This window comes from Mycobacterium paraffinicum, assembly GCF_025822865.1.
Taxonomy (GTDB): Bacteria; Actinomycetota; Actinomycetes; order Mycobacteriales; family Mycobacteriaceae; genus Mycobacterium; species Mycobacterium paraffinicum.
Window position 1 is genome coordinate 34,320 of the sequence record NZ_JACKUR010000030.1, and the last position, 25,776, is coordinate 60,095.

The window sequence follows — 25,776 nt, forward strand, 5'->3', positions numbered from 1 at the left end:
CGAACGTGAAACCAACTTCACGTTCGGGCGTGCGCGGCTAGCCGAGCCGGGCCATCCAGCCGTGGGTGTCGGCGAAGGTGCCGCGCTGGATTCCGGTCAGCGTGTCGCGCAGCGCCATCGTCACCTCGCCGGGCTGGCCGTCGGCGACGGTGAACTGGGTGTCGCCGTACTTCACCTGCGAGACCGGGGTGATGACGGCGGCGGTGCCGCAGGCGAACACCTCGGTGATCTCACCGACGGCGGCCTTCTTCTGCCACTCGTCGATGTCGATCTTGCGCTCCTCGACGGAGAATCCGGCGTCAATTGCTAACTGCAGCAACGAATCCCGGGTGATCCCGGGCAGCAGCGATCCGGACAGCTCCGGGGTGACCAACCGCGCCGAGCCGCCGCTGCCGAACACGAAGAAGATGTTCATGCCGCCCATCTCCTCGACGAAGCGCCGTTCGACGGCGTCCAGCCACACCACCTGGTCGCAGTCGTGGGCGGCGGCCTCGGCCTGGGCCAGCAGGGAGGCTGCGTAGTTGCCGCCGAACTTGGCCGCGCCGGTGCCGCCCGGGCTGGCCCGCACGTAATCCGTCGACACCCACACGGTGACGGGGTTGATGCCGCCCTTGAAGTACGCGCCCGCCGGTGAGGCGATCAGCAGGTAGCGGTACCGCTTGGACGGCCGTACGCCCAATCCCGGCTCGGTGGCGATCATGAACGGGCGCAGATACAACGCATCTTCCCCGCCGGCCGCGGGCACCCAGGGCTTGTCGACCGCGATGAGCTGACACAGCGAGCCCATGAACAGTTCGTCGGGCAGCTCGGGCATCGCGAGCCGCCGCGCCGACGACCGCAACCGCGCGGCGTTGGCCTCGGCGCGAAACGACACGATGGAATCGTCGGCCCAGCGGTACGCCTTGAGCCCTTCGAAGATCTCCTGCGCGTAGTGCAGCACGATCGCCGACGGGTCCAGCTCGATCGGGCCGTACGGAATGACCCGCGCGTTGTGCCAGCCCCGTTCGTCGTCGTAGTCGATCGACACCATGTGGTCGGTGAAGTATTTGCCGAAACCGGGCTCGGCCAGGATGGATCCACGTTCGGCGTCGGTCGCGGGGTTGGCCGAACGCGAAACCGTGAACTCGAGCGAGCCGCTGGTCATGCGGCTGATTGTATATCCGCCTGCGAACGGGCTTTTCACCTGAACCGGCAGCACTAACGGGTTTTCGCTTCGACGAAGGGCGGCCGCACGACCTCGCACTCGGCGGCGCGCCCGCGAATGTCGACGGTGATGCGCTGCCCGTCCTCGACGCCGGCGTCGGCGTCGATCAGCGCCAGCCCGATGCCGACTTGCAGCGTCGGCGAGAACGTCCCCGACGTGGTGACCCCCACCGGCGTCTCACCGGCGAGCACCGTCAGTCCGGGCCGGAGCACACCGCGGCCGACCAACCGCAGGCCGCGCAGCAGCCGCCGCGGCCCCGCCGCCTTCTCCGCCAGCAGCGCGTCGCGGCCGAAGAACGCGTCCTTCTTCCAGCCGATCGCCCAGCCGCATCGGGCCTGCAGCGGCGAAATGTCCAGCGCCAGTTCGTGCCCGTGCAGCGGGTAGCCCATCTCGGTGCGCAGCGTGTCGCGGGCGCCCAGCCCGGCGGGCTCGCCGCCGGCGGCGGCGACCGCCGCGGCCAGCGCGTCGAACACCACGCCCGAGGATTCCCATGGCGGCAGCAGCTCGTAGCCGTGCTCTCCGGTGTATCCGGTCCGGCACACCCGCACCGGCACCCCCGCGTAGGAGGCGTCGGCGTAGCCCATGTAATCCATGCCGGTCGGCAGGCCCAGCTCGCCGAGCACGTCCGCCGAGCGCGGGCCCTGCACCGCCAGCACCGCGTAGGAGCGATGCTCGTTGGTGATCGTCAGGCCGGCCCCCAAACCGGCCTCAGCAGCCGCCCGCAGCGCCTCGACCACCGCGGCGGTGTTGGCCGCGTTGGGCACCAGAAAGATTTCGTCGTCGTCGACGTAGTAGGCGATCAAGTCATCGATGACGCCGCCGGATTCGGTGCAGCACAACGTGTATTGCGCCTTGCCGGGCCCGATGCGGCCCAGGTCGTTGGTGAGCGTCGAGTTGACGAATTCAGCGGCGCCCGGCCCGCGGATCAACGCCTTGCCCAGGTGGCTGACGTCGAACAGACCGACGGCGTTGCGGGTGGCGTTGTGTTCGCTGACGGTGCCGGCGTACGAGACCGGCATCAGCCACCCGCCGAACTCAGCGAAGCTGGCCCCCAGGGCGCGGTGGCGGTCTTCCAGCGGGCCATGCTGTAAGTCATCGGTCACGACGGTTCACCCTAATCGCGGCTGCTGGCACACTTGGGTGGGTGGTCGATTCCCCGGACTTCGAAGCGCTTGAGGCTGCCGGAATCGCTCGCCCGCGCGAACGGGCCGACCTGATCAAATATCTCGACGAACTCGGCTTCAGCCTCGACGAAATGGTGGAGGCCGAGCAGCGCGGGCGGCTGTTCGGGCTCGCCGGCGACGTCCTGCAATGGTCGGGGCGCCCGATCCACACGATGGCGACCGCCGCCGAGCAGCTCGGCTTGTCGCCCGCGGAAGTCACCCACGCGTGGGGCTTGCTCGGCCTGACGGTCGCCGGCCCCGACATTCCGGCGCTGAGCCAGGCCGACGTCGATGCGCTGGCGACCTGGGTCGCCTTGAAGACGGTGGTGGGCGAAGACGGCGCGTTCGGGCTGCTGCGGGTGCTCGGTGCAGCGATGGCCCGGCTTGCGGAGGCCGAGTCGACCGCGATCCGGGCCGGGACGCCGGACATCCAGATGACCTACACCAACGACGAGCTCGCCACGGCGCAGGCGTACCGCGCGGTCGCGGAGTTCATCCCCCGGATTTCGGCGCTGATCGACGTCGTCCATCGCCACCATCTGACCGGCGCGCGGACCCACTTCGAAGGCGTCCTTCGCGACACCTCGGCAAGCGTGGTGTGCGGCATCGGTTTTGCGGACCTGTCCGGTTTCACCGTGCTCACCCGCGCGCTGACCCCTGCGCAGCTTTCGGATCTGCTCAACGAGTTCGCCGGGACCGTCGCGGATGTGGTGCATCGCGATGGCGGCCGGGTGGTGAAGTTCATCGGTGACGAGGTGATGTGGGTGAGCGCGTCGCCCGAACGCCTGGCCAGGGCGGCGGTCGACCTCGTCGACCATCCCCGGGCGCGCGAGGAGGGTTTGCAGGTGCGCGCCGGCCTTGCGTACGGCAGCGTCCTGGCGATCAACGGGGACTACTTCGGCAGTCCGGTCAACCTGGCGGCGCGCCTGGTCGGGGCCGCCGCCCCGTGCCAGATCCTGGCCGATTCGGCCCTGCGCGAGCAACTGCCGGATTGGCCGGCGACGGCCCGCGGCCCCTTTGACCTCAAGGGTTTTGACGCCCCCGTCGTCGCCTTCGAGCTGCGGGGCGCGGGCGCCCCCGACCTCGGCGCGGGCGCCGCCGATTAGGGTAAATGGCCGTGACCACCGAATTGAGCTATGCAAGCCCATCCGTCAACGTCGCCACGTCGCTGCCGAAACGCGGGGCGGGTTCTTCGGTATTGATCGTGCCGGTCGTCTCGACCGGCGACGAGGACCGGCCCGGGGCGGCGGTTGCGGCCGGCGAGTCGCTGCTGGCGGCCGACGCCGTCGCCGAGATCGAATCCGGCCTGCGGGCACTCGACGCCACCGGCGGTAGTGAGCAGGTCCACCGCCTGGTGGTGCCGTCGCTGCCGGTGTCGAGCGTGCTGACGATCGGCCTGGGTAAACCGCGTCCCGAGTGGCCGGCCGACACGGTCCGGCGCGCCGCGGGTGTGGCGGCCCGGTCGGTGGGCACCGCCGAGGCGGCGATCCTCACGCTGCCCGGTGACTTCGACGCCGACGTCTGCTCGGCGGCCGTCGAGGGACTCATCCTGGGCAGCTACCGGTTCACCGAATTCCGCAGCGGCAAGACCGCGCCGAAAGACAAAGGGCTGCGCAAGATCACCGTGCTGTCCGCCTCGAAGGACGCCAAAGCGGCCAGCGCGCACGGCGCGGCCGTGGCGACGGCAGTGGCCACCGCTCGCGACTTCGTCAACACGCCGCCAAGCCACCTCTTTCCGGCCGAATTCGCAAGGCGTGCAAGGGCTTTGGGCGAATCCGTGGGCCTCGAGGTGGAGGTGCTCGACGACAAGGCGCTGCAGAAGGCCGGATACGGCGGCGTGATCGGCGTCGGCCAGGGCTCGTCGCGGCCGCCCCGGCTGGTGCGGCTGACCCACCGGGGGTCGAAGCTGGCCAAGAAGTCCAAGCAGGCCAAGCGAGTCGCCCTGGTCGGCAAGGGCATCACGTTCGACACGGGCGGCATCTCGATCAAACCGGCGGCGTCGATGCACCACATGACCTCCGACATGGGCGGCGCGGCCGCGGTCATCGCCACGGTGGCACTGGCCGCGCAGCTGCGGTTGCCGATCGACGTGATCGCCACCGTGCCGATGGCCGAGAACATGCCGTCGGGCACCGCGCAGCGCCCGGGCGACGTGCTGACCCAATACGGCGGCATCACCGTCGAGGTGCAGAACACCGATGCCGAGGGCCGGCTGATCCTGGCCGACGCCATCGTGCGGGCCTGCGAGGACAACCCCGACTACCTCATCGAGACATCCACGCTCACCGGCGCGCAGACGGTGGCGTTGGGCGCCCGGATTCCCGGGGTGATGGGCAGCGACGAGTTCCGCGACCGGGTCGCGGCGATCTCGCAGCGGGTGGGCGAAAACGGTTGGCCGATGCCGCTGCCCGACGAACTCAAGGAAGACCTGAAGTCCACGGTGGCCGACCTGTCCAACATCAGCGGCCAGCGTTTTGCCGGCATGCTGGTGGCCGGGGTGTTCCTGCGCGAATTCGTCGCCGACGGTGTGGGCTGGGCCCACATCGACGTGGCCGGCCCGGCGTACAACACCGGCGGCCCGTGGGGCTACACCCCCAAGGGCGGCACCGGTGTGCCGACCCGCACCATGTTCGCGGTGCTCGAGGACATCGCCGAAAACGGCTAGCGCCTGGCCGCCGCACCGAGCGTCACGCCGGCGTGACGCTGGACGCTAACGTTTACCCGTCAGCAACGAGAAGACGGCCCGCTGGACGGTGCGGCGCGGCCATCCGGTGGCGCCGTCGGCGGCCAGCGCGGCGTTGGCCGCGTTGCGCCCGCAGGCGCCGTGCACGGATCCGCCCGGGGTCGCCGACGCGCTGCCCAGATACAACCCCTGCACCGGGGTTTCGGCCCGGCCCATGCCGGGTGCCGGGCGAAAGATCAGCATCTGCTGCAATTGGGCGGTGCCACCGTTGAGCGCGCCCATGTGCAGGTTGGCGTCGCTGGCCTCGAGGTCCGACGGCCGCTGCACGAACCGGTCGATGACCGCCGAACCGAAGCCCGGCGCGTGTTCCTCGATCACCCGGTCCATCCCCGCGGCAAGCCGGTCGGCCGACGCGTCGTCGGCGACGTTGCGCGGCAAATGCGTATAGGCCCAAACACTTTCGGTGCCCACGGGAGATCTGCTCGGATCCGCGGTGGTGGTCTGCCCGAACAACATGAACGGATGCTCGGGCACCACCCGGGTGTTCAGGTCGGCCATCCAGCGGACCAGCCCGTCGCCGTCGGCCCCCAGGTGGACGGTGCCGACGCCGTGCAGGTTCTGGGCGCGCCAGGGAACAGGCCCGCCCAGCGCGTAGTTGACCTTCACCACCGGCGGATCCCAGATGAAGTGCTCGAGGTCGCGTAACAGCTTGGGCGGCAGCGCATCCGGGGGAAGCATGTCGCGGAACAGGCGCGGCGCCGTCACGTCGGCGACGATCGCCCGCCGGGCCGCGACGGTGCGCCCCTCGGCCGTCGTCACGCCGACCGCCCGGCCGCCCCGCACCTGGATGCGGGAAACGTTCTGGTTGCACTCGATTCGCGCGCCCGCGGAGCGGGCACGGTTGACCAGGGCGGCCGTCAGCTGACCGGAACCTCCCACCGGCACGGGCCAGCCGCCGTCCTGGGCCAGCATCGTCATCAGGAACCCCATAGCGCCGCTGATCGGCGCATCCGGCGGGACGTCGGCGTGCATCGCGTTGCCCAACAACAACACTCGGGGCGCCTCGCCGGCGAACAGCTCACTGGCCATGGTGTTGGCAGGCTGCACCAGCAGGCGCGCCACCCGAATCGCCTCGGCCGTGCCGAGTTTGGCGAGCAGTCGCATCAGCGGGCGCACGGGTGGGAAGGGTGCCAGCATGGCGTCGAGCAGCGGGGCCTTGATCTGCTGCCACAAGTCCACCAGCCGCCACCAGTTATCGCCATCGGCGGGTTCCCGCCGCGCGAATTCCGTTGCCGTGCGGGCAGGGTCGTGATAGACGACGGGCGGGTCGGCATCGGCCGCGCTGCGCGGATGCCCGACCACCGCCGGCGCGTGCGACCACCGCAGCCCGTGGTCTTCGAGCTGCAGCGCCGCCATCGCCGGTGAGGCCACCGTCATCGGGTAGTAGGAGCTGAACAGGTCGGTGATGTAGCCGGGCGTCAGCTCCGCGCTGCGGACCGCGCCGCCCGGTTCCGGCTGCGCTTCGAGCACCAGCACGTCCCATCCGGCGTCCGCCAGCATCGCGGCGGCAACCAGCCCGTGGTGTCCGGCCCCGATGACGACGGCGTCCGCGGTATCCCCCACGGTCACTTCACCTGGCTCGGCTCCTTGCGCTCCGCCAGCGACCCCAGTCGCCACAGGCATTCCTTGTTGCGCGGGTAAGCCGCGGCCAGCGCAAGGGAATTGGGCACGGCCCCCATCGGCCCCTCGACGGGCACTTCGATCATCTCCACCCGGCAGCCCGTCGGGATCTCGTGCAGCAGCATCGTTATCCGCGCGGCGCCGAGCGGCCCCAGGCGGGCGCACAGCACCAGCTTGTGCGGCGGTTCGCACTCTTCGACCACCGTCGCGTCGTTGATGACCAGCGGCCAGATCCCGATCGAGTGCCTGATCGATGAGCCGGGCTCCGGCCAGTTCGGATCGACGGCCCGCATGCGGCTGTTGCCCACCACCCACTGGGTGTAGGTCCACCCCTCGGCCAGCACTTCCCACACCCGCTCGCAAGGCGCGGCCACGTCCCGCGTCGCACTCAGCACCACAACCATTCCCCTTTCGGCTACCGCGGCGGAATACCCACGTAGCGGCCGTCGTACCGGCGAAATTCGGGTTTACCGGGCCCCGACAGTGGTTAATCTCCTAGCGGTCAAAATCCGGACGGCGAAAGGCGAGATCGTGACGGTGCGACGGTTGATTCTCGGTGTGGGCGCGGTACTTTTGCTGGCCGGTGTGATCGGGCTATTGGCGCCGGTGTCGATTTCCGACGGCAACGGTCATTCGATCGGGTGCGGGAACGCGGTCGCGACGGACCTGTCCGCGGCCAGAAGCGCGAACAACAACAGCGTGGCGAACATCCCGATCCTCAATCAGGTTGTTCCGCACACCGACTATGTGGCGCAGTGCCAGTCGTCGGTGGGCAGCCGGCGCATGTGGTCGATTCCGCTGGCGGTCATCGGGCTGCTCGCGATCGGCGGTGTGTTGCTGACGGGCCGTCAGGGCGCGGCGCGGGCGGGCACCTAAACCGCGGTCAGATCACCCGCATCCGCGCGAAGTTACGCAAGCCCTGCGGCGCCACGCGCGAAAGACCGTACAGCGCATAGGCTTCCGGAGCCACGGGGCGAATCGGCTTCTTCTTCTTGACCGACGACAGGATCGCGTTGGCGACCTTGTCGGGGCCGTAATGCCGCAGCGCGAACATCTTGCCGAGCTGGCCGCGGCGGCCGTCGACCTGTTCGCCCTTTCCGGCGGGCGCGTCGAACCGGGTGGTGTTGATGATGTTGGTGTCGATGACGCCGGGGCAGATGGTGGTCAGCCCCACCCCCGCGGCGTCGAGTTCGGCGCGCAGGCAATCGGAGAACATGTAGGTCGCCGCCTTCGAGGTGCAGTAGGCGTTCAGCGACTGCAACGGCGCGTAGGCGGCCATCGATGACACGTTGACGATGTACCCGCCGGTGCCACGCTCGACCAGCCGCCGCGCGAAGGACCGGCACCCGTTGACCACGCCGCCCAGGTTGACGTCGAGCACCCGGTCGAACTGCTCGGCCGGGGTGTCCAGGAATCCCCCGGCCTGTCCGATGCCGGCGTTGTTGACCACGATGTCGGGCACGCCGTGTTCGGCGCTCACCCGGTCGGCGAACGCCTCCACGGCCGCGGCATCGGACACGTCCAGCACGTAGGCGTGCGCGACGCCACCGCGGGTGGCGATCTCGGCGGCCGTGGCCTTGACGGCCGCCTCGTCGATGTCGCTGATGACCAGCTCGGCGCCCTCCCGCGCGAACGCGAACGCCGTCTCGCGGCCGATGCCGCTGCCGGCGCCGGTGACCGACACCAGCGTGTCGCCGAAGGACCCGCGCGGGCGCCCGACCTGCGCGCGCAGCAGCGCGCGGCTGGGCGGTTTGCCCTCGGCCAGATCGGCGAACTCGTGCACCGCCGCGGCCATCACCTGCGGGTGGGACATCGGCGAGAAATGGCCGGCCCTGATGTCGCGCCGCCACAGCCGCGGAACGAAGCGGGGCGTGTGGTCGTAGCCGTACGGCCGCACGTACTTGTCCTTGGTGTTGACGATCAGCTGCACCGGCACGTCGACGACTTCGACGCCCTGCCCGCGGCCGGAGAACGAGCGAAAGTAGTTGGCGGGATAGGTCTTTACCGAACGGGCGGCGTCGCGGGCCAGGTTGGGCGAGTGGTGGATCTGCTCGACCGGGATGTTGTCCACCGCGTTGCGCCGAAGCGCCGGGATCGACAGCGTCAGCCGGAGGAACAGCGGCGCGAGCACCGGGATCGAGAAGAAGATCATGTAGGTCAGCCGCAGTGCCTGGCTGATCGCCCGGGCGAAGGTGCGCGGGCGCCAGGGCCGCCGCAGCCCGCTGAAGATGTAGTCGACCAGTTGGTCCTGGCTGGGCCCGGACACCGACGTGAACGTGGCGACCCGGTCACCGGCACCGGCCCGCTTGAGGTAGTGCCACACGCCCACCGAGCCCCAGTCGTGGGCGAGCACGTGCACGGGCCGGCCGGGGCTGAGCTCGCCGGTCACCGCGGCGAAGTCGTCGGCGAACCGGTCCATGCGGTATGCCGACACCGGCTTGGGCGCCGAGGACTCACCGACGCCACGGTTGTCGTACCGCAGGATGCGGAACCGGTCGGCCAGCAGCGGCACGACACCGTCCCAGAGCACATGCGAGTCGGGGAAGCCGTGAACCAGCACGACGGTGGGCCCCTCGGGATTGCCCTCTTCGTAGACAGCGATTCGCGCGCCGTCGGCGCTGTCGACGAAATGCTGGGCTAGCTGTTGTGTTGCCGGCATCTGCGACCTCCCGCTTGAACTGCAGTGGCCACACCGTAGCAAGGGCGTTCGCGGCGTCCCGGCATCCGCGCGCGGTCCGCCCTGGATGTGTGCCGGTGCGGACGCAGTGACAGGATAGTTTGGGTAGTTACTTCGAACGGCTAGCGACATGTTCGACCCACCCCGACCCACGAGCGATCGAGGAGTCAAAAACGATGGCCTTCTCCGTCCAGATGCCGGCACTCGGTGAGAGCGTCACCGAAGGGACGGTCACCCGCTGGCTCAAGCAGGAAGGCGACACGGTCGAGCTCGACGAACCCCTCGTCGAGGTGTCCACCGACAAGGTCGACACCGAAATCCCGTCGCCCGCCGCCGGTGTGCTGACCAAGATCGTCGCCCAGGAGGACGACACCGTCGAGGTGGGCGGCGAGCTGGCCGTGATCGGCGACTCGGCGGAGGGCGGCTCCCAGGGCGGCGGTTCCCAGGCGGCCCCGCAGGCGCCCAGCCAGCCGGAGCCGCAGGCCGAAGCAGCCCAGCCGGAACCGCAGGCCGAAGCCGCCCCGCCGGCCCAATCCGAGCCCGAACCCGAGGCCCCGGTCCAGCCGGAGCCTCAGCCGGCCGCGCAGAGCTCCGGCGGCGGCGACGCGACCCCGGTGTTGATGCCGGAGCTCGGCGAGTCGGTGGCCGAGGGCACGGTGACCCGCTGGCTGAAGAAGGTCGGCGACTCGGTCCAGGTCGACGATGCGCTGGTGGAGGTGTCGACCGACAAGGTGGACACCGAGATCCCCTCCCCGGTGGGCGGCGTCCTGATCAGCATCACCGCCGAAGAGGACGCCACCGTGCCGGTCGGCGGCGAGCTGGCGCGCATCGGCAGCGGTTCGGAAGCCGCCTCCGCTCCGACGCCGCCGCCCGCCCCCAAACCGGAACCCAAGCCCGAGCCGGCACCCGAACCACCCAAGGCCGAGTCGAAGCCCGCACCGCAGCCGGTTTCGCAGCCCGCGCCGGCGCCGAAAGCCCAACCGGCGCAGGCGCAACCGGCGGCCCAGCCCAGTGGCTCGAGTCCGAACGGCGCGCCGTACGTGACCCCGCTGGTGCGAAAACTGGCCACCGAGCACAACATCGACCTCGCCGAGATCACCGGCACCGGCGTCGGCGGCCGCATCCGCAAGCAAGACGTGCTCGCCGCGGCGGAAAAGAAACAACAGGCCCAGAAGGCGCCCGCGCCAGCGCAGGCACCCGCCGCCGCACCGGCCGGGGAGGGCAAGGCGGCCGCGGCGGCCGCCCCCACCACGGCGCCGGCCCTGGCGCACCTGCGTGGCACCACGCAGAAGGCCAGCCGGATCCGCCAGCTCACCGCGAACAAAACGCGGGAATCCCTGCAGGCGACGGCCCAGCTCACCCAGACCCACGAGGTCGACATGACCAGGATCGTCGGGTTGCGGGCGAGGGCGAAGTCCGCGTTCGCCGAGCGCGAGGGGGTGAACCTGACCTTCCTGCCGTTCATCGCCAGGGCGGTGATCGACGCGTTGAAGATCCACCCCAACATCAACGCGAGCTACAACGAGCAGAGCAAGGAAATCACCTACTACGACGCCGAGCATCTCGGCTTCGCCGTCGATACCGAACAGGGGCTGCTCTCCCCCGTCATCCACAACGCCGGCGACCTCTCGCTGGCCGGACTGGCCCGGGCCATCGCCGACATCGCCGCGCGCGCTCGCTCGGGTGACCTCAAACCCGACGAACTGTCCGGCGGGACCTTCACCATCACCAACATCGGCAGCCAGGGCGCGTTGTTCGACACCCCCATCCTGGTTCCGCCGCAGGCCGCCATGCTGGGCACCGGGGCCATCGTGAAGCGGCCCCGGGTGATTGTCGACGAATTCGGCAACGAGTCCATCGGCGTCCGCTCCATCTGTTATCTCCCGCTCACCTATGACCATCGGCTCATCGACGGCGCTGATGCCGGACGCTTCCTCACCACGATCAAGAACCGCCTCGAAGAGGGAGCGTTCGAGGCCGACTTGGGTCTTTAGGGGGCGGGCGAACGGTGGTCAAGCTCGTCATCGCCATAGCGGGTTCGTCCGGACTGATCGGATCCGCTTTGACCGCGGCGCTGCGTGCGGCCGACCACCGGGTGTTGCGCATCGTGCGGCGGGCGCCGTCGAATTCCGACGAATTGCACTGGAACCCCGAGAGCGGCGAATTCGACGTCGACATGATCAGCGACGTCGACGCCGTCGTCAACCTGTGCGGTGTCAACGTCGGCCAGCGTCGCTGGTCGGGCGCCTTCAAGCAAGGTCTGCGGGACAGCCGCATCACTCCCACCGAAGTCCTGGCGCATGCCGTCGCCGAGGCCGGGGTGGGGACTCTGGTCAACGCCAGCGCGGTGGGCTACTACGGGAACACCAAGGACCGTGTGGTCGACGAAAACGACCGGGCGGGAAAGGGTTTCCTGGCCCAGCTGTGCGAAGACTGGGAGGCCGCCACACTGCCGGCGCAATACGGTGGCGCCCGGGTGGTGCTCGCCCGCACCGGGCTGGTGTTCGCCCCCTCCGGTGGCGCGTTGGGGCAGTTGCGGCCGTTGTTCCGGACGGGCCTCGGGGCCCGGCTGGGCAGCGGCCGTCAATACATGTCCTGGATCACCCTGGAGGACGAGGTGCGGGCGCTGCTTTTCGCGATCTCCGACACCGCGCTCTCCGGCCCGGTCAACATGACCGGGCCCGCGCCCGTCACCAACGCCGAATTCACCACCGCGTTCGGCCGCGCGGTCAACCGGCCGACGCCGCTGATGATGCCCGGCTTCGCAGTGCGCGCCGCGCTCGGTGAGTTCGCCGACGAGGGCGTGCTCATCGGCCAGCGTGCCATCCCGTCCGCGCTGGAGCGGGCCGGTTTCCAGTTCCACCACAACACGATTGGCGAGGCGCTCGGTTACGCCACCGCGCGGCGCGACCACGACTAGCGGGGATCGCGAGGGCGGCGGAGCCGGTCGAAGCGGGTCGCCGCCATCGGGACTAGCGGCGATCGCGAGGGCGGCGGAGCCGGGCGAAGCGGGTCGCCGCCATCGGGACTAGCCACCACGGCCGGCGAGTGTCACGCCAGCGTGGCTGACTCCGCCCAACGTCACGCCAGCGTGGCGCAGCGTCGCGGGGTGGTTGTACGACGAGTACCGTCGCGAACGTGATCGATTCCATCCGGTCCAGCCTGGCCGCGATCGACGTTCGCCAGCTCGGAACAGTCGACTACAGCACCGCCTGGCAGCTGCAGCGCGAGCTGGCCGACGCCAGGGTCGCCGGCGGCACCGACACGCTGCTGTTGCTGGAGCATCCGCCCGTCTACACCGCGGGGCGGCGCACCGAGCCGCACGAACGGCCGGTGAACGGCACCCCCGTCGTCGACACCGACCGCGGCGGCAAGATCACCTGGCACGGCCCGGGGCAACTGGTCGGGTATCCGATCATCGGCCTGGCTGAACCGCTCGACGTTCTGAATTACGTGCGGCGCCTGGAGGAGGCGTTGATCAAGGTGTGCGGCGACCTCGGCTTGGCGACCGGTCGGGTGCACGGCCGCTCCGGGGTGTGGGTGCCGGGCGGCGGCGGCCGGCCCGACCGCAAGGTGGCAGCCATCGGCGTCCGGGTGTCGCGCGCGACCACCCTGCACGGGTTCGCGCTCAACTGCGACTGCGACCTCGGCGCGTTCGGCACGATCGTGCCCTGTGGCATCAGCGACGCCGGCGTGACGTCGCTGTCCGCCGAACTGGGACGTCCGGTGGTGGTCGACGACGTCCGCGCGGCCGTCGCCGCCGCCGTCTGCGACGCCCTCGACGGCGCCCTGCCGGTCCAGGAACACCCGGGTACGCGCGTAGCATCGGGCATGTGACTGTCGCACCCGAAGGCCGCAAATTGCTGCGCCTCGAGGTCCGCAACGCGCAAACGCCGATCGAACGCAAGCCGCCGTGGATCAAGGTCCGGGCCCGGATGGGTCCCGAATACACCCAGTTGAAGGGCCTGGTCCGCCGCGAGGGGCTGCACACGGTCTGCGAAGAGGCCGGCTGCCCCAACATCTTCGAGTGCTGGGAGGACCGGGAAGCCACCTTCCTGATCGGTGGTGACCAGTGCACCCGGCGCTGCGACTTCTGCCAGATCGACACCGGAAAGCCCGCCGCCCTGGACCGCGACGAGCCGCGGCGCGTCGCGGACAGCGTGCGCACCATGGGACTGCGTTACGCCACCATCACCGGGGTGGCTCGCGATGACCTGCCCGACGGCGGGGCCTGGCTCTACGCCGAGACGGTGCGCGCCATCAAGGAACTCAACCCGTCGACCGGCGTCGAACTGTTGATCCCCGACTTCAACGGCGAGCCCACCCGGCTTGCCGAGGTGTTCGAATCACTCCCGGACGTGTTGGCGCACAACGTCGAAACCGTGCCCCGCATCTTCAAGCGGATCCGGCCCGCCTTCACCTACCAGCGCAGCCTCGACGTGATCACCGCGGCGCGCGACGCCGGGCTGGTCACCAAGAGCAATCTCATCCTCGGGCTGGGCGAAACCGCCGACGAGGTGCGCACCGCCCTGGCCGACCTGCGGGGCGCCGGCTGCGACGTCGTCACCATCACCCAGTACCTGCGCCCGTCGACGCGGCACCATCCGGTCGAACGCTGGGTGCATCCCGACGAGTTCGTCGAGTTCGCCCGGCACGCCGAGCGGCTGGGCTTCGCCGGGGTGCTGGCCGGGCCGCTGGTGCGGTCGTCCTACCGGGCGGGCCGGCTCTACGAGCAAGCCGCGCGCACCCGCACCTGAAGTTGTAGCGCCGCGCTAGTCGGCGCGGGCGGTACGTATTCTTTGACTATGGCTAAACCCCGCACCGCCGCTGAGAACAAGGCCGCCCGAGCGCAGGCGCAAGCCGCGCGCAAGGCCGCCGCGAAGGAGCGGCGCGCCCAGCTGTGGCAGGCGTTCAACATGCAGCGCCGCGAGGACAAGCGACTGCTGCCCTACATGATCGGCGCCTTCGTGCTGATCGTGGCAATCTCCGTGGCGGTCGGTGTGTGGGCCGGCGGGCTGACGATGATCACCTTGATTCCCCTGGGCGTGGTGCTGGGCGGGCTGGTCGCCTTCATCATCTTCGGCCGCCGGGCGCAGAAGAGCGTCTACAGCAAGGCCGAGGGCCAAACCGGCGCGGCCGCATGGGCTTTGGACAATTTGCGCGGCAAGTGGCGGGTGACGCCGGGGGTGGCCGCGACCGGCCACCTCGACGCGGTGCACCGGGTCATCGGCCGGCCCGGCGTCATCTTGGTCGGGGAAGGGTCGTCCGCCCGGGTCCGGCCGCTGCTCGCCCAGGAGAAGAAGCGCACCGCGCGGCTCATCGGCGACGTGCCGATCTACGACATCATCGTCGGCAACGGCGACGACGAGGTTCCGCTGTCCAAGCTGGAGCGCCACCTCAACCGCCTGCCGGCCAACATCACCGCCAAACAGATGGACACGCTGGAGTCCCGGTTGGCCGCGCTGGGGACGCGCGCCGGCGCCGCCGTCCTGCCAAAGGGGCCGCTCCCCAACGCCGGCAAGATGCGCGGCGTGCAGCGCACCGTGCGCCGCAAATAATCAGCGCCGCACGACCGCCGTTGCGGTCAGCCGGTCCTGCAATCCCCGGCCGTCCCAGTCGGTGAACAACGCCGGGACGACGGTTCCCACCAGTACGCCCCGTACCACCGCGCGGACAATGCCGACCGCCGCCTGCCCGTCGACCGTCACCACCCGCAGTCCCAGCACCAACTGCCCGGGCGTGAAGCCGAACAGCCGCACCGCGACCACGCCCAGCACGAACCAGATGGCCAGCACCGCCGTCGCCAACGTTTGTTCGGAGAAAACACCGAAGCGCAGGGCCAGCGCGGCCAGGCCGTAGGAGATCAGCCAGTCGACCATCAACGCGCCCAGCCGACGACCCATCGGGGCCAGGGACCCCGGTCCGGTTTCCGGCAGGCCCAGCTTCTCACCGGGGTAAGCGGATCGCGATTCCGGCGTCATCGGCCGAAACCCGGGTTCGGCTCCCCGACCTGCACGGCCCGCGCCCGAAAGGGAACGCTGCGCTCGGGCGCCGGACCAGATACGATCTTGCGATCCATGGCCCCACAATAGAACCCGCCGCCAATGCCGCCTCTTTTGTGGATGACATGGGTCGCGTAACGTGCGCGCAACACGGGGTTGACTGGCGGGCAACATCTGCTCCATAGCGTCAGGCCGCGGATCTCACCAAGTAAAGGAGCATTTCTGTGACGGAAACGACGCCCGACGACGTCTTCAAACTCGTCAAGGACGAGAACGTCGAGTTTGTCGACGTCCGGTTCTGTGACTTGCCAGGCATCATGCAGCACTTCACGATTCCGGTTTCGTTTTTCGATGAGAGCGTCTTCGAGGACGGCCTGGCCTTCGACGGTTCGTCGATTCGCGGATTCCAATCCATCCATGAATCCGACATGCTCCTCCTGCCCGACCCCGCGACGGCGCAGATCGACCTGTTCACCGAGCACAAGACGCTGAACCTGAACTTCTTCGTGCACGACCCGTTCACCCTCGAGCCCTACTCGCGCGACCCGCGCAACATCGCCCGCAAGGCGGAAAACTACCTGATCAGCACCGGCGTCGCGGACACCGCGTACTTCGGCGCCGAGGCCGAGTTCTACATCTTCGACTCGGTGAGCTTCGACTCGCGCACCAACGGGTCCTTCTACGAGGTCGACGCGATCTCGGGGTGGTGGAACACCGGCGAGCCGACCGAGAACGACGGCACCCCCAACCGCGGCTACAAGGTCCGCCCCAAGGGTGGGTACTTCCCGGTCGCCCCCGTCGACCACTACGTCGACCTGCGCGCCGACATGCTGTCGAACCTCATCAAGGCCGGCTTCAGCCTGGAGAAGGGCCACCACGAGGTGGGCACCGGCGGGCAGGCCGAGATCAACTACAAGTTCAACACGCTGCTGCACGCCGCCGACGACATGCAGTTGTACAAGTACATCGTCAAGAACACGGCGTGGCAGAACGGCAAGACCGTCACGTTCATGCCCAAGCCGCTGTTCGGCGACAACGGCTCCGGCATGCACACCCACCAGTCGCTGTGGAAGGACGGCAACCCGCTGATGTACGACGAGACCGGTTACGCCGGCCTGTCGGACACCGCGCGGCACTACATCGGCGGCCTGTTGCACCACGCCCCGTCGCTGCTGGCCTTCACCAACCCGACCGTCAACTCCTACAAGCGCCTGGTCCCGGGTTACGAGGCGCCGATCAACCTGGTCTACAGCCAGCGCAACCGCTCGGCTTGTGTCCGCATCCCGATCACCGGCAGCAACCCGAAGGCCAAGCGGCTCGAGTTCCGTTGCCCCGACTCGTCGGGCAACCCGTACCTGGCGTTCTCGGCGATGCTGATGGCCGGGCTCGATGGCATCAAGAACAAGATCGAGCCGCAGGCCCCGGTGGACAAGGACCTGTACGAATTGCCGCCGGAGGAGGCCGCCAACATCCCGCAGGCGCCCACCCAGCTGTCCGCGGTGATCGACCGACTGGAAGAGGACCACGAATACCTCACTGAGGGCGGCGTTTTCACACCCGACCTGATCGAGACGTGGATCAGCTTCAAGCGCGAGAACGAGATCCTGCCGGTGCAGATCCGGCCGCACCCGTACGAGTTCGCGCTCTACTACGACGTCTAAGTCGGCGTCCGTCCGCAGTAGCTCCTAGAAGAGTCCACCCGCTCGTCCAACGAGCGGGTGGACTCTTCGCTTTCCGTGCCGAGCATGTGGCGGAAAGTTCAGATTCGAAGTCTTGCGGCGGCAACCGATACGGCGTTAGCTTCTGGGCCATGACTATCAGCACCGCACAGGTAATGGTTGGGGGCGGCAGGGGCCGCATCGGCGGAGGCGCCGGCGGAGGCCGCCACGGTGGCGGTGCCGGCGGGGGCCGCTTCGGCGGCGGTGCCGGCGAGGGCCGCTTCGGCGGCGGTGCCGGCGGGGGCCGCTACGGTGGCGGGGCCGGCGGAGGCCGCCACGGCGGCGGTGCCGGCGGAGGCCGTTAACGAATCACCCGATCGGGGCAGGCGGCTCGTCTGGGTCGGCTGTCCCGCCGAGGTCGAGTTGCATCCACGCGACGTCGTGCCAGCGGCCGTGCTTCCATCCGACGCGCCGATATAGGCCGGCGTCCTGGAAACCGAACGATCGGTGAAAGCCGTTGCTGGCCTCGTTCGGTTGGGTGATGCCGGCGAAGGCCCTCCGGTAGCCGCGCTCCGTGAGCCGGCGCAGCAATTGCGTGTAGAGCCGGCGACCGCCGCGCGCGCGGTGATGGTCGGGGTCGACGTAGATTCCGGTCTCCACCGACCATTGGAAGCTGGGCAGGCGCCGCAGCGCGTGGCCGTAGGCGAAACCGATGGCCCGAGCGTCGCGTTCGAGGACGAGCCATTCGTGGGCGTCGCGGATGCGGTTGGCCATCTCCCCGACGCTCGGGACTTCGATCTCCCAGCTGATCGCCGTTTCCTCGACGTACGGGCGGTAGATCGCAAGGCACGCCGCGGCATCCTCCGCGGACGCCGGACGCACCCGGTCGATGTTCGCTGGCATGCCCGGCATTCTTTCAGGCTTGCATGGGGTTGCGGCCGGCCGCCCAAACGCGGGCGAACTCGCGAGACATAAACCACGGCGAACTTTTACGGCGTGTCGTCGCCATAGGTTATGTGTCGTGGCGGAAGGCGCCGGGTGGAGGAAGGCCCCAGGAGGCGAAGGCGGGAGGAGCCGAAAAGGCGCGAAAGTCGCGACTAGCCGTCGAGCGCGAGGTCCTTGCGGAACCGCTGCATTCCGTCGATCTTGTCGTCCAGCGACGCATCCGGTCCCGCGTAGAACATCCACGGCATGGTGATGATGCCCGTGATGCCGGCGTCGGCGGCGCGTTGGTAGTCGGCCGTGGTGAAGGCGTCGGTCAGCGGTGTCAGGATGGTGAAATCGTCCATCGACAAACCGTTTTCGGCCCGCAACTCCCGCAGCCGGCCCACGGCCTCGATGGCGCGTTCGGTCTTGATGAGATCGCCGATCCAGCCGTCGTTGCGGGCGGCGCGGCGCAGCGCGATGTCGCTGAGCCCGCCGACGTACACCGGGATCGGCGGCGGCGTCGGCTCCATTTCCAGCCGCGGTGTGCGATAGAACGTGCCCTCGAATTCCGTCCAGCCCGGTCGCCACAGCGCGCGCATCAGGTCGATGATCTCGTCGGTCCGTTTCCCGCGGGCCTCGAACCGCTCGCCCATCAACGCGAATTCCTCGCGGCACCAGCCGACGCCGATGCCGAGCTCCACCCGGCCCGACGCCAGAACCGCCGCGGTGCCAATGGCTTTGGCCGCGGAGTAGGGGTTGCGCATCGCGGGGATGTAGACGGTGTTGACGAACCGCAACCGCGTGGTGACCTGGGCCAGAGCGCCGATGAGGACCCACGGGTCGGGCCAGTCGGTGAACGGCTGCCAGCGCCGTTGCCCGTCCTTGGTGTACGGGTACGGGGTGTCCAGCGTCTCCAAGTTGACGACGTGATCGGGAATCCCGACGCCGTCGTAGCCGAGTTCGTCGGCGGCCTTGGCGAGCTCGATGATCTCCCGGGTGTTCAGGAAGGCGCTGCTGACGTAGAACTTCATTCGGCTTCCCGGGCCCACGCCGGCTCGATGAAGACGCCCTCGGCCTCGACGGTGACGCCCGCGGCGTCCGAAATCGTGCCGCGCGCAAAGACTTTGCGGCCCTCCTTGCCGTCGACCCACGCCTCGCAACGCAGCGGCCCGAGCGGGGTGCCGCGCAGGTACTTCACGGTGATGGTTCCGGTGAAGCGCGCCTTGGACAGCCCCTCGCTGGCCGCCTCGCCGAGCATGTGGTCGAGCACCAGGGCGCTGACACCGCCGTGCACCAGTTTCGGTGGCCCCTCGTAGGCCGAACCGAGGACGAACTCGCTCCAGCAGCGCCCGCCGCCGTCGTGGTGGACGACGATCGGCGGCGCGATCGGGTTGCACACCCCGATCGCGGCGTTGCCCAGCGGCAGCGGACGGCCGTCGACGCGGTAGGTCACTCCGACCGGCCGGGTCCGTTGCCGCAACGACTCGGTGACGGCCTCGATCGCGGAACGGGCCCGGGCGACGACGTCGTCGTCGACCTCGGTCCGGATGGTGGCGTCGACGAGCTCGCGCACGGCGTCGGCCAACGGGGCGTAGAGCGCTGTCACTCGCTGCGCCTCCGCCGCGTCGAGCACCTCGAATATGGCGTCCAACGCGCCGGCCTCCTGACTCAACTGCCAAACACCTTCCGTACCACCGCTTTCGCCCGCCGCGTCACCCGAAGATAGTTGTCCAGGAACTCCCCGCCGTCATCGGTCGGCCAGCCCGCGGCCACCGCGACGGCGTTGAGCTGGCGTCCCGGCCCGGGCAGCTGATCGGTCGGCTTCCCGCGGACCAGCACCAGCGCGTTGCGGGCGCGCGTGGCGGTCAGCCACGCCTGCCGCAGCAGATCCACCTCCTCGGCCGGCACCAGGTCGGCCGCGGCGATCGCGTCCAGGCACTCCAGCGTCGAGGTGTTGTGCAGGGCGGGAATCTCGTGCGCATGCCGCAGCTGCATCAGCTGCACGGTCCACTCGATGTCGGCCAGTCCCCCGCGACCCAGCTTGGTGTGCGTGTTGGGGTCGGCGCCGCGCGGCAGCCGTTCGGACTCGACGCGGGCCTTGATGCGGCGGATCTCCCGCACCGCCTCGGCGGACATCCCGGCGGGCGGGTAGCGCGTCTCGTCGGCCATCAACAAGAACCGCTCGCCCAGGTCCGCGTCGCCGGCGACCGCGTGCGCCCGCAGCAGGGCCTGAATCTCCCACGGCTGCGCCCACTGCTGGTAGTAGGCGGCATAGGAACCCAGCGTGCGCACCAACGGACCCTGGCGGCCCTCGGGCCGCAGGTTGGCGTCGACCTCCAGCGGCGGATCAACGCTGGGCGTGCCCAGCAGGGTGCGAACCTGCTCGGCCACCGTCGTCGACCACCGGATCGCCACCGAGTCCTCGACGCCGGCCGCCGCCTCGCACACGAACATCACGTCGGCATCGGACCCGTAGCCCAGCTCCATGCCGCCGAGCCTGCCCATACCGATCACCGCGATAACCGCCGGCGCCTTACCGTCCTTGGGGAGGTTGGCACGGATGATCGCGTCCAGCGCGGCCTGCAGCACGGCCACCCACACCGAGGTGAGGCCCCGGCACACGTCGGTGACCTCGAGAAAACCGAGCAGATCGGCCGAGCCGATGCGGGCCAGTTCGCGGCGGCGCAGGGTGCGGGCGGCCGCGATCGCGCGCACCGCGTCGGGGTGGCGGCTGGCCGAGGCGACCAGCGCCCTGGCCACCGCGGCGGGATCCGTTTCGAGCAGCTTGGGACCGGCCGCGCCGTCGCTGTAGTCCTGAATCACCCGGGGCGCGCGCATCAGCAGGTCCGGCACGTAGGCGGACGTGCCCAGCACGTGCATGAGCCGCTTGGCCACCGCGGACTTGTCGCGCAGCGTGGACAGGTACCAGTTCTCCGCGGCCAGGGCCTCGCTCAGGCGGCGATAGGCCAGCAGCCCACCGTCGGGATCAGGGGCGTACGACATCCAGTGCAGCAGCCTGGGCAGCAGCACCGACTGCACGCGCCCGCGCCGGCCGCTCTGGTTGACCAGCGCCGACATGTGTTTCAGCGCGGTCTGCGGCCCCTCATAGCCGAGCGCGGCGAGCTGCCGCTCGGCGGCCTCCGACGTCATGCCGTGCCGGATATCCAAACCGGCCGGGCCGATCGATTCCAGCAGGGGCTGGTAGAAGAGCTTGGCGTGCAGCTGGGAAACCCGCAGGTTCTGGTGCCGCAGCTCCTCGCGGAGCACGCCCGCGGCGTCGTGCCGTCCGTCGGGCCGGATGTGCGCGGCGCGGGCCAGCCAGCGCACCGCCTCCTCGTCCTCGGCCTCCGGCAGCAGGTGGGTGCGTTTGAGCCGCTGCAGTTGCAGCCGGTGCTCGAGGAGCCGGAGGAATTCGTAGGAAGCGGTCAGGTTCGCCGCGTCCTCGCGGCCGATGTAGCCGCCCTGACCCAACGCGTCCAGCGCGTCGACCGTGGACGCGACGTGCAGCGAATCGTCGCCGCGGCCGTGCACCAGCTGCAGCAGCTGCACCGCGAACTCCACGTCCCGCAGCCCGCCGCTGCCGAGTTTGATCTCGCGGCCGCGCACGTCGGCGGGCACCAGCTGCTCGACCCGGCGGCGCATGGCCTGCACCTCGCTGACGAAGTCCTCGCGCTCGCAGGCGACCCACACCATCGGCATCAACGCGGTCAGGTAGCGCTCGGCGAGCTCCTGATCACCCACGGCCGCGCGGGCTTTCAGCAACGCCTGGAATTCCCAGGTTTTCGCCCAGCGCTGGTAGTAGGCGATGTGCGATTCGACGGTGCGGACCAGCTCGCCGCTGCGGCCCTCCGGCCGCAGCCCGGCATCGACCTGGAAGAAGGCCTCCGATGCGATCCGCATCATCTCGCCGGCCAGCCGGGTGGTGAGCGCGTCGGCGCGCTCACCGACGAAAATGACGTCGACGTCGCTGACGTAGTTCAGTTCGCGGGCACCGCATTTACCCATCGCGATGACGGCCAGCCGTGGTGGCGTGCGGTCTCCGCACACGCTGGCCTCGGCCGCCCGCAGCGCGGCGGCCAGCGCGGCGTCCGCCAGATCCGACAGCTGGGCGCCCACCAACGTGAACGGCAGCACCGGCTCGTCTTCCACCGTCGCGGCCAGGTCGAGCGCGGCCAGCACCAGCAGCTGGTCGCGGTACAGGGTCTGCAGGCGCGTCGCAGCCGAACCCGGCGCGTCCGACGTCTCGTCGACACACTGGGTGAACACCGCGCGCAGCTCGTCGCGCGTGGGCAGTTTGGCCTTGCCCCGCAACAGTTTCCACGACCTCGGGTGGACGGCCAGGTGATCTCCGAGGGCCAACGAGGCGCCGAGCACCGCGAACAGCCGCCCGCGCAAGGGCCGTTCGGTGAGCAGCGCGGCGTTGAGCTCGTCCCAGTCGGTGTCGGGGTTCTCCGCCAACCGGATCAGGGCGCGCAGCGCGGCGTCGGGGTCCGGTGCGCGCGACAGCGACCACAGCAGGTCGACGTGCGCTTGGTCGTCGTGGTCGTACCAACCCAGCTGCGCCAGGCGATCGCCCGCGGGAGGATCGACCAGGCCAAGCCGGCCCACGCTGGGCAGCCGGGGGCGCTGCGTCGCGGGTTTGGTCACGCCCACGACGGTATCGCAACCCCCTGCGTTGCACGGCCAAGGCGGCCGCCCTGTTAACGGCGACGCGGGCTACAGCGACAGGTAGGTGCTCAGCTCGTACTGCGTGACGTGGCTGCGGTAGTTCGCCCACTCCGTGCGCTTGTTGCGCAGGAAGAAGTCAAAAACGTGCTCCCCCAAGGTTTCCGCGACGAGCTCGGAGGACTCCATGGCGCGCAGCGCGCTGTCCAGGCTGGTCGGCAGCTCGCGGTAGCCCATCGCGATGCGCTCCTCGGGCGTCAGGTCCCACACGTTGTCCTCGGCCTGCGGCCCCAGCACGTAACCCTTCTCCACCCCGCGCAGCCCGGCGGCCAGCAACACGGCGAACGTCAGGTAGGGGTTGCAGGCCGAGTCGGGGCTGCGCACCTCGATGCGCCGCGACGACGTCTTGTGCGGGGTGTACATCGGCACCCGCACCAGCGCCGACCGGTTGGCCGCACCCCACGACGCCGCCGTGGGCGCCTCACCGCCCTGCACCAGCCGCTTGTAGGAGTTCACCCACTGATTAGTGACCGCGCTGATCTCGGAGGCGTGCTCGAGGATGCCGGCGATGAACGACTTGCCCACATCGGACAGCTGCAGCGGGTCGTCGGGACTGTGGAACGCGTTGACGTCACCCTCGAACAGGCTCATGTGGGTGTGCATCGCCGAGCCGGGGTGCTGCCCGAACGGCTTGGGCATGAACGACGCCCGGGCCCCGTTCTCGATCGCGACCTCCTTGATGACGTAGCGGAACGTCATCACGTTGTCGGCCATCGACAGTGCGTCGGCGAACCGCAGGTCGATCTCCTGCTGGCCGGGCGCGCCTTCGTGGTGGCTGAACTCCACCGAGATGCCCATGAATTCCAGAGACTCGATCGCGTGCCGGCGGAAGTTCGAGGCGGAGTCGTGCACCGCCTGGTCGAAATAGCCCGCGTTGTCGACCGGCACGGGCACCGACCCGTCGTCCGGGCCAGGCTTGAGCAGGAAGAACTCGATCTCGGGGTGGACGTAGCAGGAGAACCCGAGGTCGTTGGCCTTCTGTAGCTGGCGGCGCAGCACGTGCCGCGGGTCCGCCCAGGACGGCGAGCCGTCCGGCATGGTGATGTCGCAGAACATCCGCGCCGAGTGGTGGTGACCGCCGGAAGCCCACGGCAGCACCTGGAAGGTCGACGGGTCCGGGTTGGCCACGGTGTCGGATTCCGAGACGCGCGAGAAGCCCTCGATCGAGGATCCGTCGAAGCCGATGCCCTCTTCGAAGGCGCCTTCGAGTTCGGCCGGGGCGATGGCGACCGACTTGAGGAAACCGAGCACATCGGTGAACCACAGCCGAACAAAGCGGATATCCCGTTCCTCCAGGGTGCGGAGGACGAATTCCTTCTGGCGATCCATAACCGAAACAGTAGGCAACAGCTGTTAATTCTGTGTTACCGACGCGCGATCACAACAATTGCGAACATTGCAAACAGGCTGCTCAGTGCGGTCACGACTTGCAGCGGTAGGACGGGGGCGGCAACGTGCCCGCCACGAGATACCGCATGACGGCGGCATCCACGCACTGGTCGCCGTTGAACACCGCGGTGTGCTGGGTCCCGTCGTAGGTGATCAACGGGCCACCCAGCTGGCGCGCCAGGTTCACCCCGGCCTGATACGGCGTGGCCGGGTCGTGCGTGGTGGAGACCACGACCACCTTGCCCGGCGCCGCGGGCGACGCGGCGTGCGGCGTCGATGTCGCCGGGGCCGGCCACAGCGCACACAGATCGCGGGGCGCGTTCCCGGTGAACTGCCCGTAGCTGAGGAAGGGCGCGGCCTGGCGGATGCGCTGATCGGCGGAAACCCAGCTCGCCGAATCCCGCGGCGTGGGCGCGTCAACGCACCGGATCGCGTTGAAGGCGTCCTGATCGTTGGTGTAGTGCCCGCTGCGGTCCCGGCCCTCGTAGTCGTCGGCGAGCAGCAACAGGTCGCCCGCGTCGGTGCCGCGCTGCAGCCCGAGCAGGCCACTGGTCAGGTACTTCCAGTGCGCCGGGGTGTACAGCGCGTTGATGGTGCCGGTGGTGGCGTCGGCGTAGCTCAGGCCGCGCGGGTCCGACGTGCGGCCCGGCTTGGCGACCAACGGGTCGACCAGCGCGTGGTAACGGTTGATGAACTGGGTCGGGTCGGTGCCGAGGGGGCAGCCCGGCGAGCGGGCGCAGTCGGCGGCGTAGTCGTTGAAAGCGGTTTGGAATCCCGCCATCTGCTGGACGTTCTCGTCGACCGGGCCGACGGTCGGGTCGATCGCGCCGTCGAGCACCATCGTTCGCACGTGGGCACCGAACTTCTCCAGGTAGGCCGTGCCCAGCTCGGTGCCGTAGCTGTAGCCGAGGTAGTTGATCTGATCGTCGCCCAGCGTCTGGCGGACCATGTCCATGTCGCGCGCCACGGACGCGGTGCCGACGTTGGCCAGAAACCCGCTGCCCATCCGGGAAACACACTGCTGGGCCAGCTGCTGATAAAGCTGTTCGATGTGTGCCACGCCGGCCGGGCTGTAGTCGACCATCGGCTCGCGCCGGTAGGCGTCGAACTCGGCGTCCGAACGGCAGCGCAGCGCCGGGGTCGAGTGGCCCACCCCCCGCGGGTCGAAGCCGACCAGGTCGAAGTGCTGCCTGATCGGCGTGCCGTCCAGATCCGGGGCCATTGCGGTCACCATGTCCACCGCGGACCCGCCGGGACCGCCCGGATTGACCAGCAGCGCGCCGATCCGTTGGCCGGTCGCCGGCACGCGGATCACCGCCAGCTTCGCTTGGCCGGCTCCCGGGTTGTCGTAGTCGATCGGGACGGAGACGGTGGTGCATTGTGCGGTGGGGACTTCGCTTGTGTCCGTGGCGAATTGACCGCAGCTCCCCCACACCTGCGGCGTCGCGACGGACGGCTTCGGGGCGGGGGTCTGCCCCGCACCGGGTTCCGGGGTGGCCCCCGCCGCCGGCAGTCCCACCGCCGATTGCCCGACCAACAGCCCGAATGACAGCAGCGCCGAGCTCAATGATCTCAGGCGCGACATGGCTGTCATCGTGTCAGCCCCGGGTACCCGAAGTGGCGCGAAACGGTTACGCCTTGGTCTCGTCTGACGGCCATACCAAGGGT

At 69.4% G+C, this 25,776-nt stretch carries 22 protein-coding genes; 10 read left to right on the forward strand and 12 right to left on the reverse strand.

What is annotated here, in order from left to right; all coding sequences use genetic code 11:
• Window positions 1–37 precede the first annotated feature (37 nt).
• Together H7J89_RS20955 and gcvT are read right to left on the reverse strand one after the other, a co-directional pair.
• Window positions 38–1,144, reverse strand: a complete 1,107-nt coding sequence (locus H7J89_RS20955) for a branched-chain amino acid aminotransferase (RefSeq protein ID WP_264046246.1) — start codon at window positions 1,142–1,144, stop codon at window positions 38–40.
• A 53-nt stretch (window positions 1,145–1,197) separates the two neighbouring features.
• On the reverse strand, window positions 1,198–2,307 hold the full coding sequence (gene gcvT, locus H7J89_RS20960) for a glycine cleavage system aminomethyltransferase GcvT (RefSeq protein WP_264046248.1): 1,110 nt from the start codon (window positions 2,305–2,307) through the stop codon (window positions 1,198–1,200).
• A gap of 41 nt (window positions 2,308–2,348) precedes the next feature.
• Between gcvT and H7J89_RS20965 the strand changes: the two genes are divergently transcribed.
• Both H7J89_RS20965 and H7J89_RS20970 read left to right on the forward strand, forming a co-directional pair.
• Window positions 2,349–3,473, forward strand: coding sequence for an adenylate/guanylate cyclase domain-containing protein (locus H7J89_RS20965; RefSeq protein ID WP_264046250.1), 1,125 nt, complete (start codon window positions 2,349–2,351; stop codon window positions 3,471–3,473).
• An 11-nt stretch (window positions 3,474–3,484) separates the two neighbouring features.
• The gene (locus tag H7J89_RS20970) at window positions 3,485–5,032 is read left to right on the forward strand and encodes a leucyl aminopeptidase (RefSeq protein ID WP_264046252.1); all 1,548 of its coding nucleotides are present in this window, start codon (window positions 3,485–3,487) and stop codon (window positions 5,030–5,032) included.
• A 45-nt stretch (window positions 5,033–5,077) separates the two neighbouring features.
• Here the strand turns inward: H7J89_RS20970 and H7J89_RS20975 are convergent, their stop codons facing one another.
• Window positions 5,078–6,679 (reverse strand): phytoene desaturase family protein, encoded by a 1,602-nt coding sequence (locus H7J89_RS20975; RefSeq protein WP_264046254.1) that lies wholly within the window; start codon window positions 6,677–6,679, stop codon window positions 5,078–5,080.
• Entirely contained in the window at window positions 6,676–7,125 is a 450-nt protein-coding gene (locus H7J89_RS20980) for an SRPBCC family protein (RefSeq protein ID WP_264046349.1), read from the reverse strand. Before H7J89_RS20980 ends, H7J89_RS20975 begins: the two co-directional genes overlap by 4 nt.
• Window positions 7,126–7,261: 136 nt before the next feature.
• Here H7J89_RS20980 and H7J89_RS20985 point away from each other — a divergent pair, with 136 nt between their 5' ends.
• Window positions 7,262–7,606: an aminopeptidase gene (locus H7J89_RS20985; protein ID WP_264046256.1), complete on the forward strand. Its 345-nt coding sequence runs from the start codon at window positions 7,262–7,264 to the stop codon at window positions 7,604–7,606.
• Window positions 7,607–7,613: 7 nt separating this feature from the next.
• Here the strand turns inward: H7J89_RS20985 and H7J89_RS20990 are convergent, their stop codons facing one another.
• Entirely contained in the window at window positions 7,614–9,389 is a 1,776-nt protein-coding gene (locus H7J89_RS20990) for an SDR family oxidoreductase (protein WP_264046257.1), read from the reverse strand.
• A gap of 194 nt (window positions 9,390–9,583) precedes the next feature.
• Here H7J89_RS20990 and sucB point away from each other — a divergent pair, with 194 nt between their 5' ends.
• The 5 genes from sucB to H7J89_RS21015 all read left to right on the forward strand — a co-directional run bounded on the left by sucB (window position 9,584) and on the right by H7J89_RS21015 (window position 14,965).
• On the forward strand, window positions 9,584–11,401 hold the full coding sequence (gene sucB / locus H7J89_RS20995) for a 2-oxoglutarate dehydrogenase, E2 component, dihydrolipoamide succinyltransferase (RefSeq protein WP_264046259.1): 1,818 nt from the start codon (window positions 9,584–9,586) through the stop codon (window positions 11,399–11,401).
• Between the two features lie 14 nt (window positions 11,402–11,415).
• Entirely contained in the window at window positions 11,416–12,327 is a 912-nt protein-coding gene (locus tag H7J89_RS21000; RefSeq protein WP_264046261.1) for a TIGR01777 family oxidoreductase, read from the forward strand.
• A 218-nt stretch (window positions 12,328–12,545) separates the two neighbouring features.
• The gene (lipB, locus tag H7J89_RS21005; RefSeq protein WP_264046263.1) at window positions 12,546–13,244 is read left to right on the forward strand and encodes a lipoyl(octanoyl) transferase LipB; all 699 of its coding nucleotides are present in this window, start codon (window positions 12,546–12,548) and stop codon (window positions 13,242–13,244) included.
• Window positions 13,241–14,164 (forward strand): lipoyl synthase, encoded by a 924-nt coding sequence (gene lipA / locus H7J89_RS21010; protein WP_264046265.1) that lies wholly within the window; start codon window positions 13,241–13,243, stop codon window positions 14,162–14,164. The genes lipB and lipA overlap by 4 nt, the downstream gene beginning before the upstream one ends.
• A gap of 48 nt (window positions 14,165–14,212) precedes the next feature.
• Window positions 14,213–14,965, forward strand: coding sequence for a DUF4191 domain-containing protein (locus H7J89_RS21015; RefSeq protein ID WP_067200957.1), 753 nt, complete (start codon window positions 14,213–14,215; stop codon window positions 14,963–14,965).
• Here the strand turns inward: H7J89_RS21015 and H7J89_RS21020 are convergent, their stop codons facing one another.
• Window positions 14,966–15,388: an RDD family protein gene (locus H7J89_RS21020; RefSeq protein ID WP_264046267.1), complete on the reverse strand. Its 423-nt coding sequence runs from the start codon at window positions 15,386–15,388 to the stop codon at window positions 14,966–14,968.
• Between the two features lie 245 nt (window positions 15,389–15,633).
• Here H7J89_RS21020 and glnA point away from each other — a divergent pair, with 245 nt between their 5' ends.
• Together glnA and H7J89_RS21030 are read left to right on the forward strand one after the other, a co-directional pair.
• Entirely contained in the window at window positions 15,634–17,070 is a 1,437-nt protein-coding gene (glnA, locus tag H7J89_RS21025; protein WP_264046269.1) for a type I glutamate--ammonia ligase, read from the forward strand.
• Window positions 17,071–17,219: 149 nt separating this feature from the next.
• Window positions 17,220–17,432 carry a hypothetical protein gene (locus tag H7J89_RS21030; RefSeq protein WP_264046271.1) on the forward strand — a complete coding sequence of 71 codons (213 nt, stop codon included), beginning with the start codon at window positions 17,220–17,222 and terminating at the stop codon, window positions 17,430–17,432.
• Window positions 17,433–17,436: 4 nt separating this feature from the next.
• Here H7J89_RS21030 and H7J89_RS21035 read toward each other — a convergent pair whose 3' ends face one another.
• The 6 genes from H7J89_RS21035 to H7J89_RS21060 form a co-directional block, all read right to left on the reverse strand.
• Complete coding sequence (locus tag H7J89_RS21035) at window positions 17,437–17,970, reverse strand: GNAT family N-acetyltransferase (RefSeq protein WP_264046274.1); 534 nt, start codon at window positions 17,968–17,970, stop codon at window positions 17,437–17,439.
• Window positions 17,971–18,164: 194 nt separating this feature from the next.
• Window positions 18,165–19,025 (reverse strand): TIGR03619 family F420-dependent LLM class oxidoreductase, encoded by an 861-nt coding sequence (locus H7J89_RS21040; RefSeq protein ID WP_264046276.1) that lies wholly within the window; start codon window positions 19,023–19,025, stop codon window positions 18,165–18,167.
• Window positions 19,022–19,666, reverse strand: coding sequence for a PaaI family thioesterase (locus H7J89_RS21045; RefSeq protein ID WP_264046278.1), 645 nt, complete (start codon window positions 19,664–19,666; stop codon window positions 19,022–19,024). The genes H7J89_RS21040 and H7J89_RS21045 overlap by 4 nt, the downstream gene beginning before the upstream one ends.
• Complete coding sequence (locus H7J89_RS21050) at window positions 19,663–22,647, reverse strand: bifunctional [glutamine synthetase] adenylyltransferase/[glutamine synthetase]-adenylyl-L-tyrosine phosphorylase (RefSeq protein ID WP_264046280.1); 2,985 nt, start codon at window positions 22,645–22,647, stop codon at window positions 19,663–19,665. Before H7J89_RS21050 ends, H7J89_RS21045 begins: the two co-directional genes overlap by 4 nt.
• Window positions 22,648–22,710: 63 nt before the next feature.
• Window positions 22,711–24,048 carry a glutamine synthetase family protein gene (locus H7J89_RS21055; RefSeq protein WP_066951717.1) on the reverse strand — a complete coding sequence of 446 codons (1,338 nt, stop codon included), beginning with the start codon at window positions 24,046–24,048 and terminating at the stop codon, window positions 22,711–22,713.
• A 91-nt stretch (window positions 24,049–24,139) separates the two neighbouring features.
• Window positions 24,140–25,702, reverse strand: a complete 1,563-nt coding sequence (locus H7J89_RS21060; RefSeq protein ID WP_264046283.1) for an alpha/beta hydrolase — start codon at window positions 25,700–25,702, stop codon at window positions 24,140–24,142.
• Window positions 25,703–25,776 lie beyond the last annotated feature (74 nt).

What these genes read in the sequence shown, in the direction of transcription:
- H7J89_RS20955 (WP_264046246.1), bottom strand. Translation starts at nt 1,144, where the DNA reads ATGACCAGCGGCTCGCTCGAGTTCACGGTTTCGCGTTCGGCCAACCCC.
- H7J89_RS20990 (WP_264046257.1), bottom strand. Translation starts at nt 9,389, where the DNA reads ATGCCGGCAACACAACAGCTAGCCCAGCATTTCGTCGACAGCGCCGAC.
- sucB (WP_264046259.1), top strand. Translation starts at nt 9,584, where the DNA reads ATGGCCTTCTCCGTCCAGATGCCGGCACTCGGTGAGAGCGTCACCGAA.
- H7J89_RS21015 (WP_067200957.1), top strand. Translation starts at nt 14,213, where the DNA reads ATGGCTAAACCCCGCACCGCCGCTGAGAACAAGGCCGCCCGAGCGCAG.
- H7J89_RS21020 (WP_264046267.1), bottom strand. Translation starts at nt 15,388, where the DNA reads ATGACGCCGGAATCGCGATCCGCTTACCCCGGTGAGAAGCTGGGCCTG.
- H7J89_RS21030 (WP_264046271.1), top strand. Translation starts at nt 17,220, where the DNA reads ATGACTATCAGCACCGCACAGGTAATGGTTGGGGGCGGCAGGGGCCGC.
- H7J89_RS21035 (WP_264046274.1), bottom strand. Translation starts at nt 17,970, where the DNA reads ATGCCAGCGAACATCGACCGGGTGCGTCCGGCGTCCGCGGAGGATGCC.
- H7J89_RS21040 (WP_264046276.1), bottom strand. Translation starts at nt 19,025, where the DNA reads ATGAAGTTCTACGTCAGCAGCGCCTTCCTGAACACCCGGGAGATCATC.
- H7J89_RS21055 (WP_066951717.1), bottom strand. Translation starts at nt 24,048, where the DNA reads ATGGATCGCCAGAAGGAATTCGTCCTCCGCACCCTGGAGGAACGGGAT.
- H7J89_RS21060 (WP_264046283.1), bottom strand. Translation starts at nt 25,702, where the DNA reads ATGACAGCCATGTCGCGCCTGAGATCATTGAGCTCGGCGCTGCTGTCA.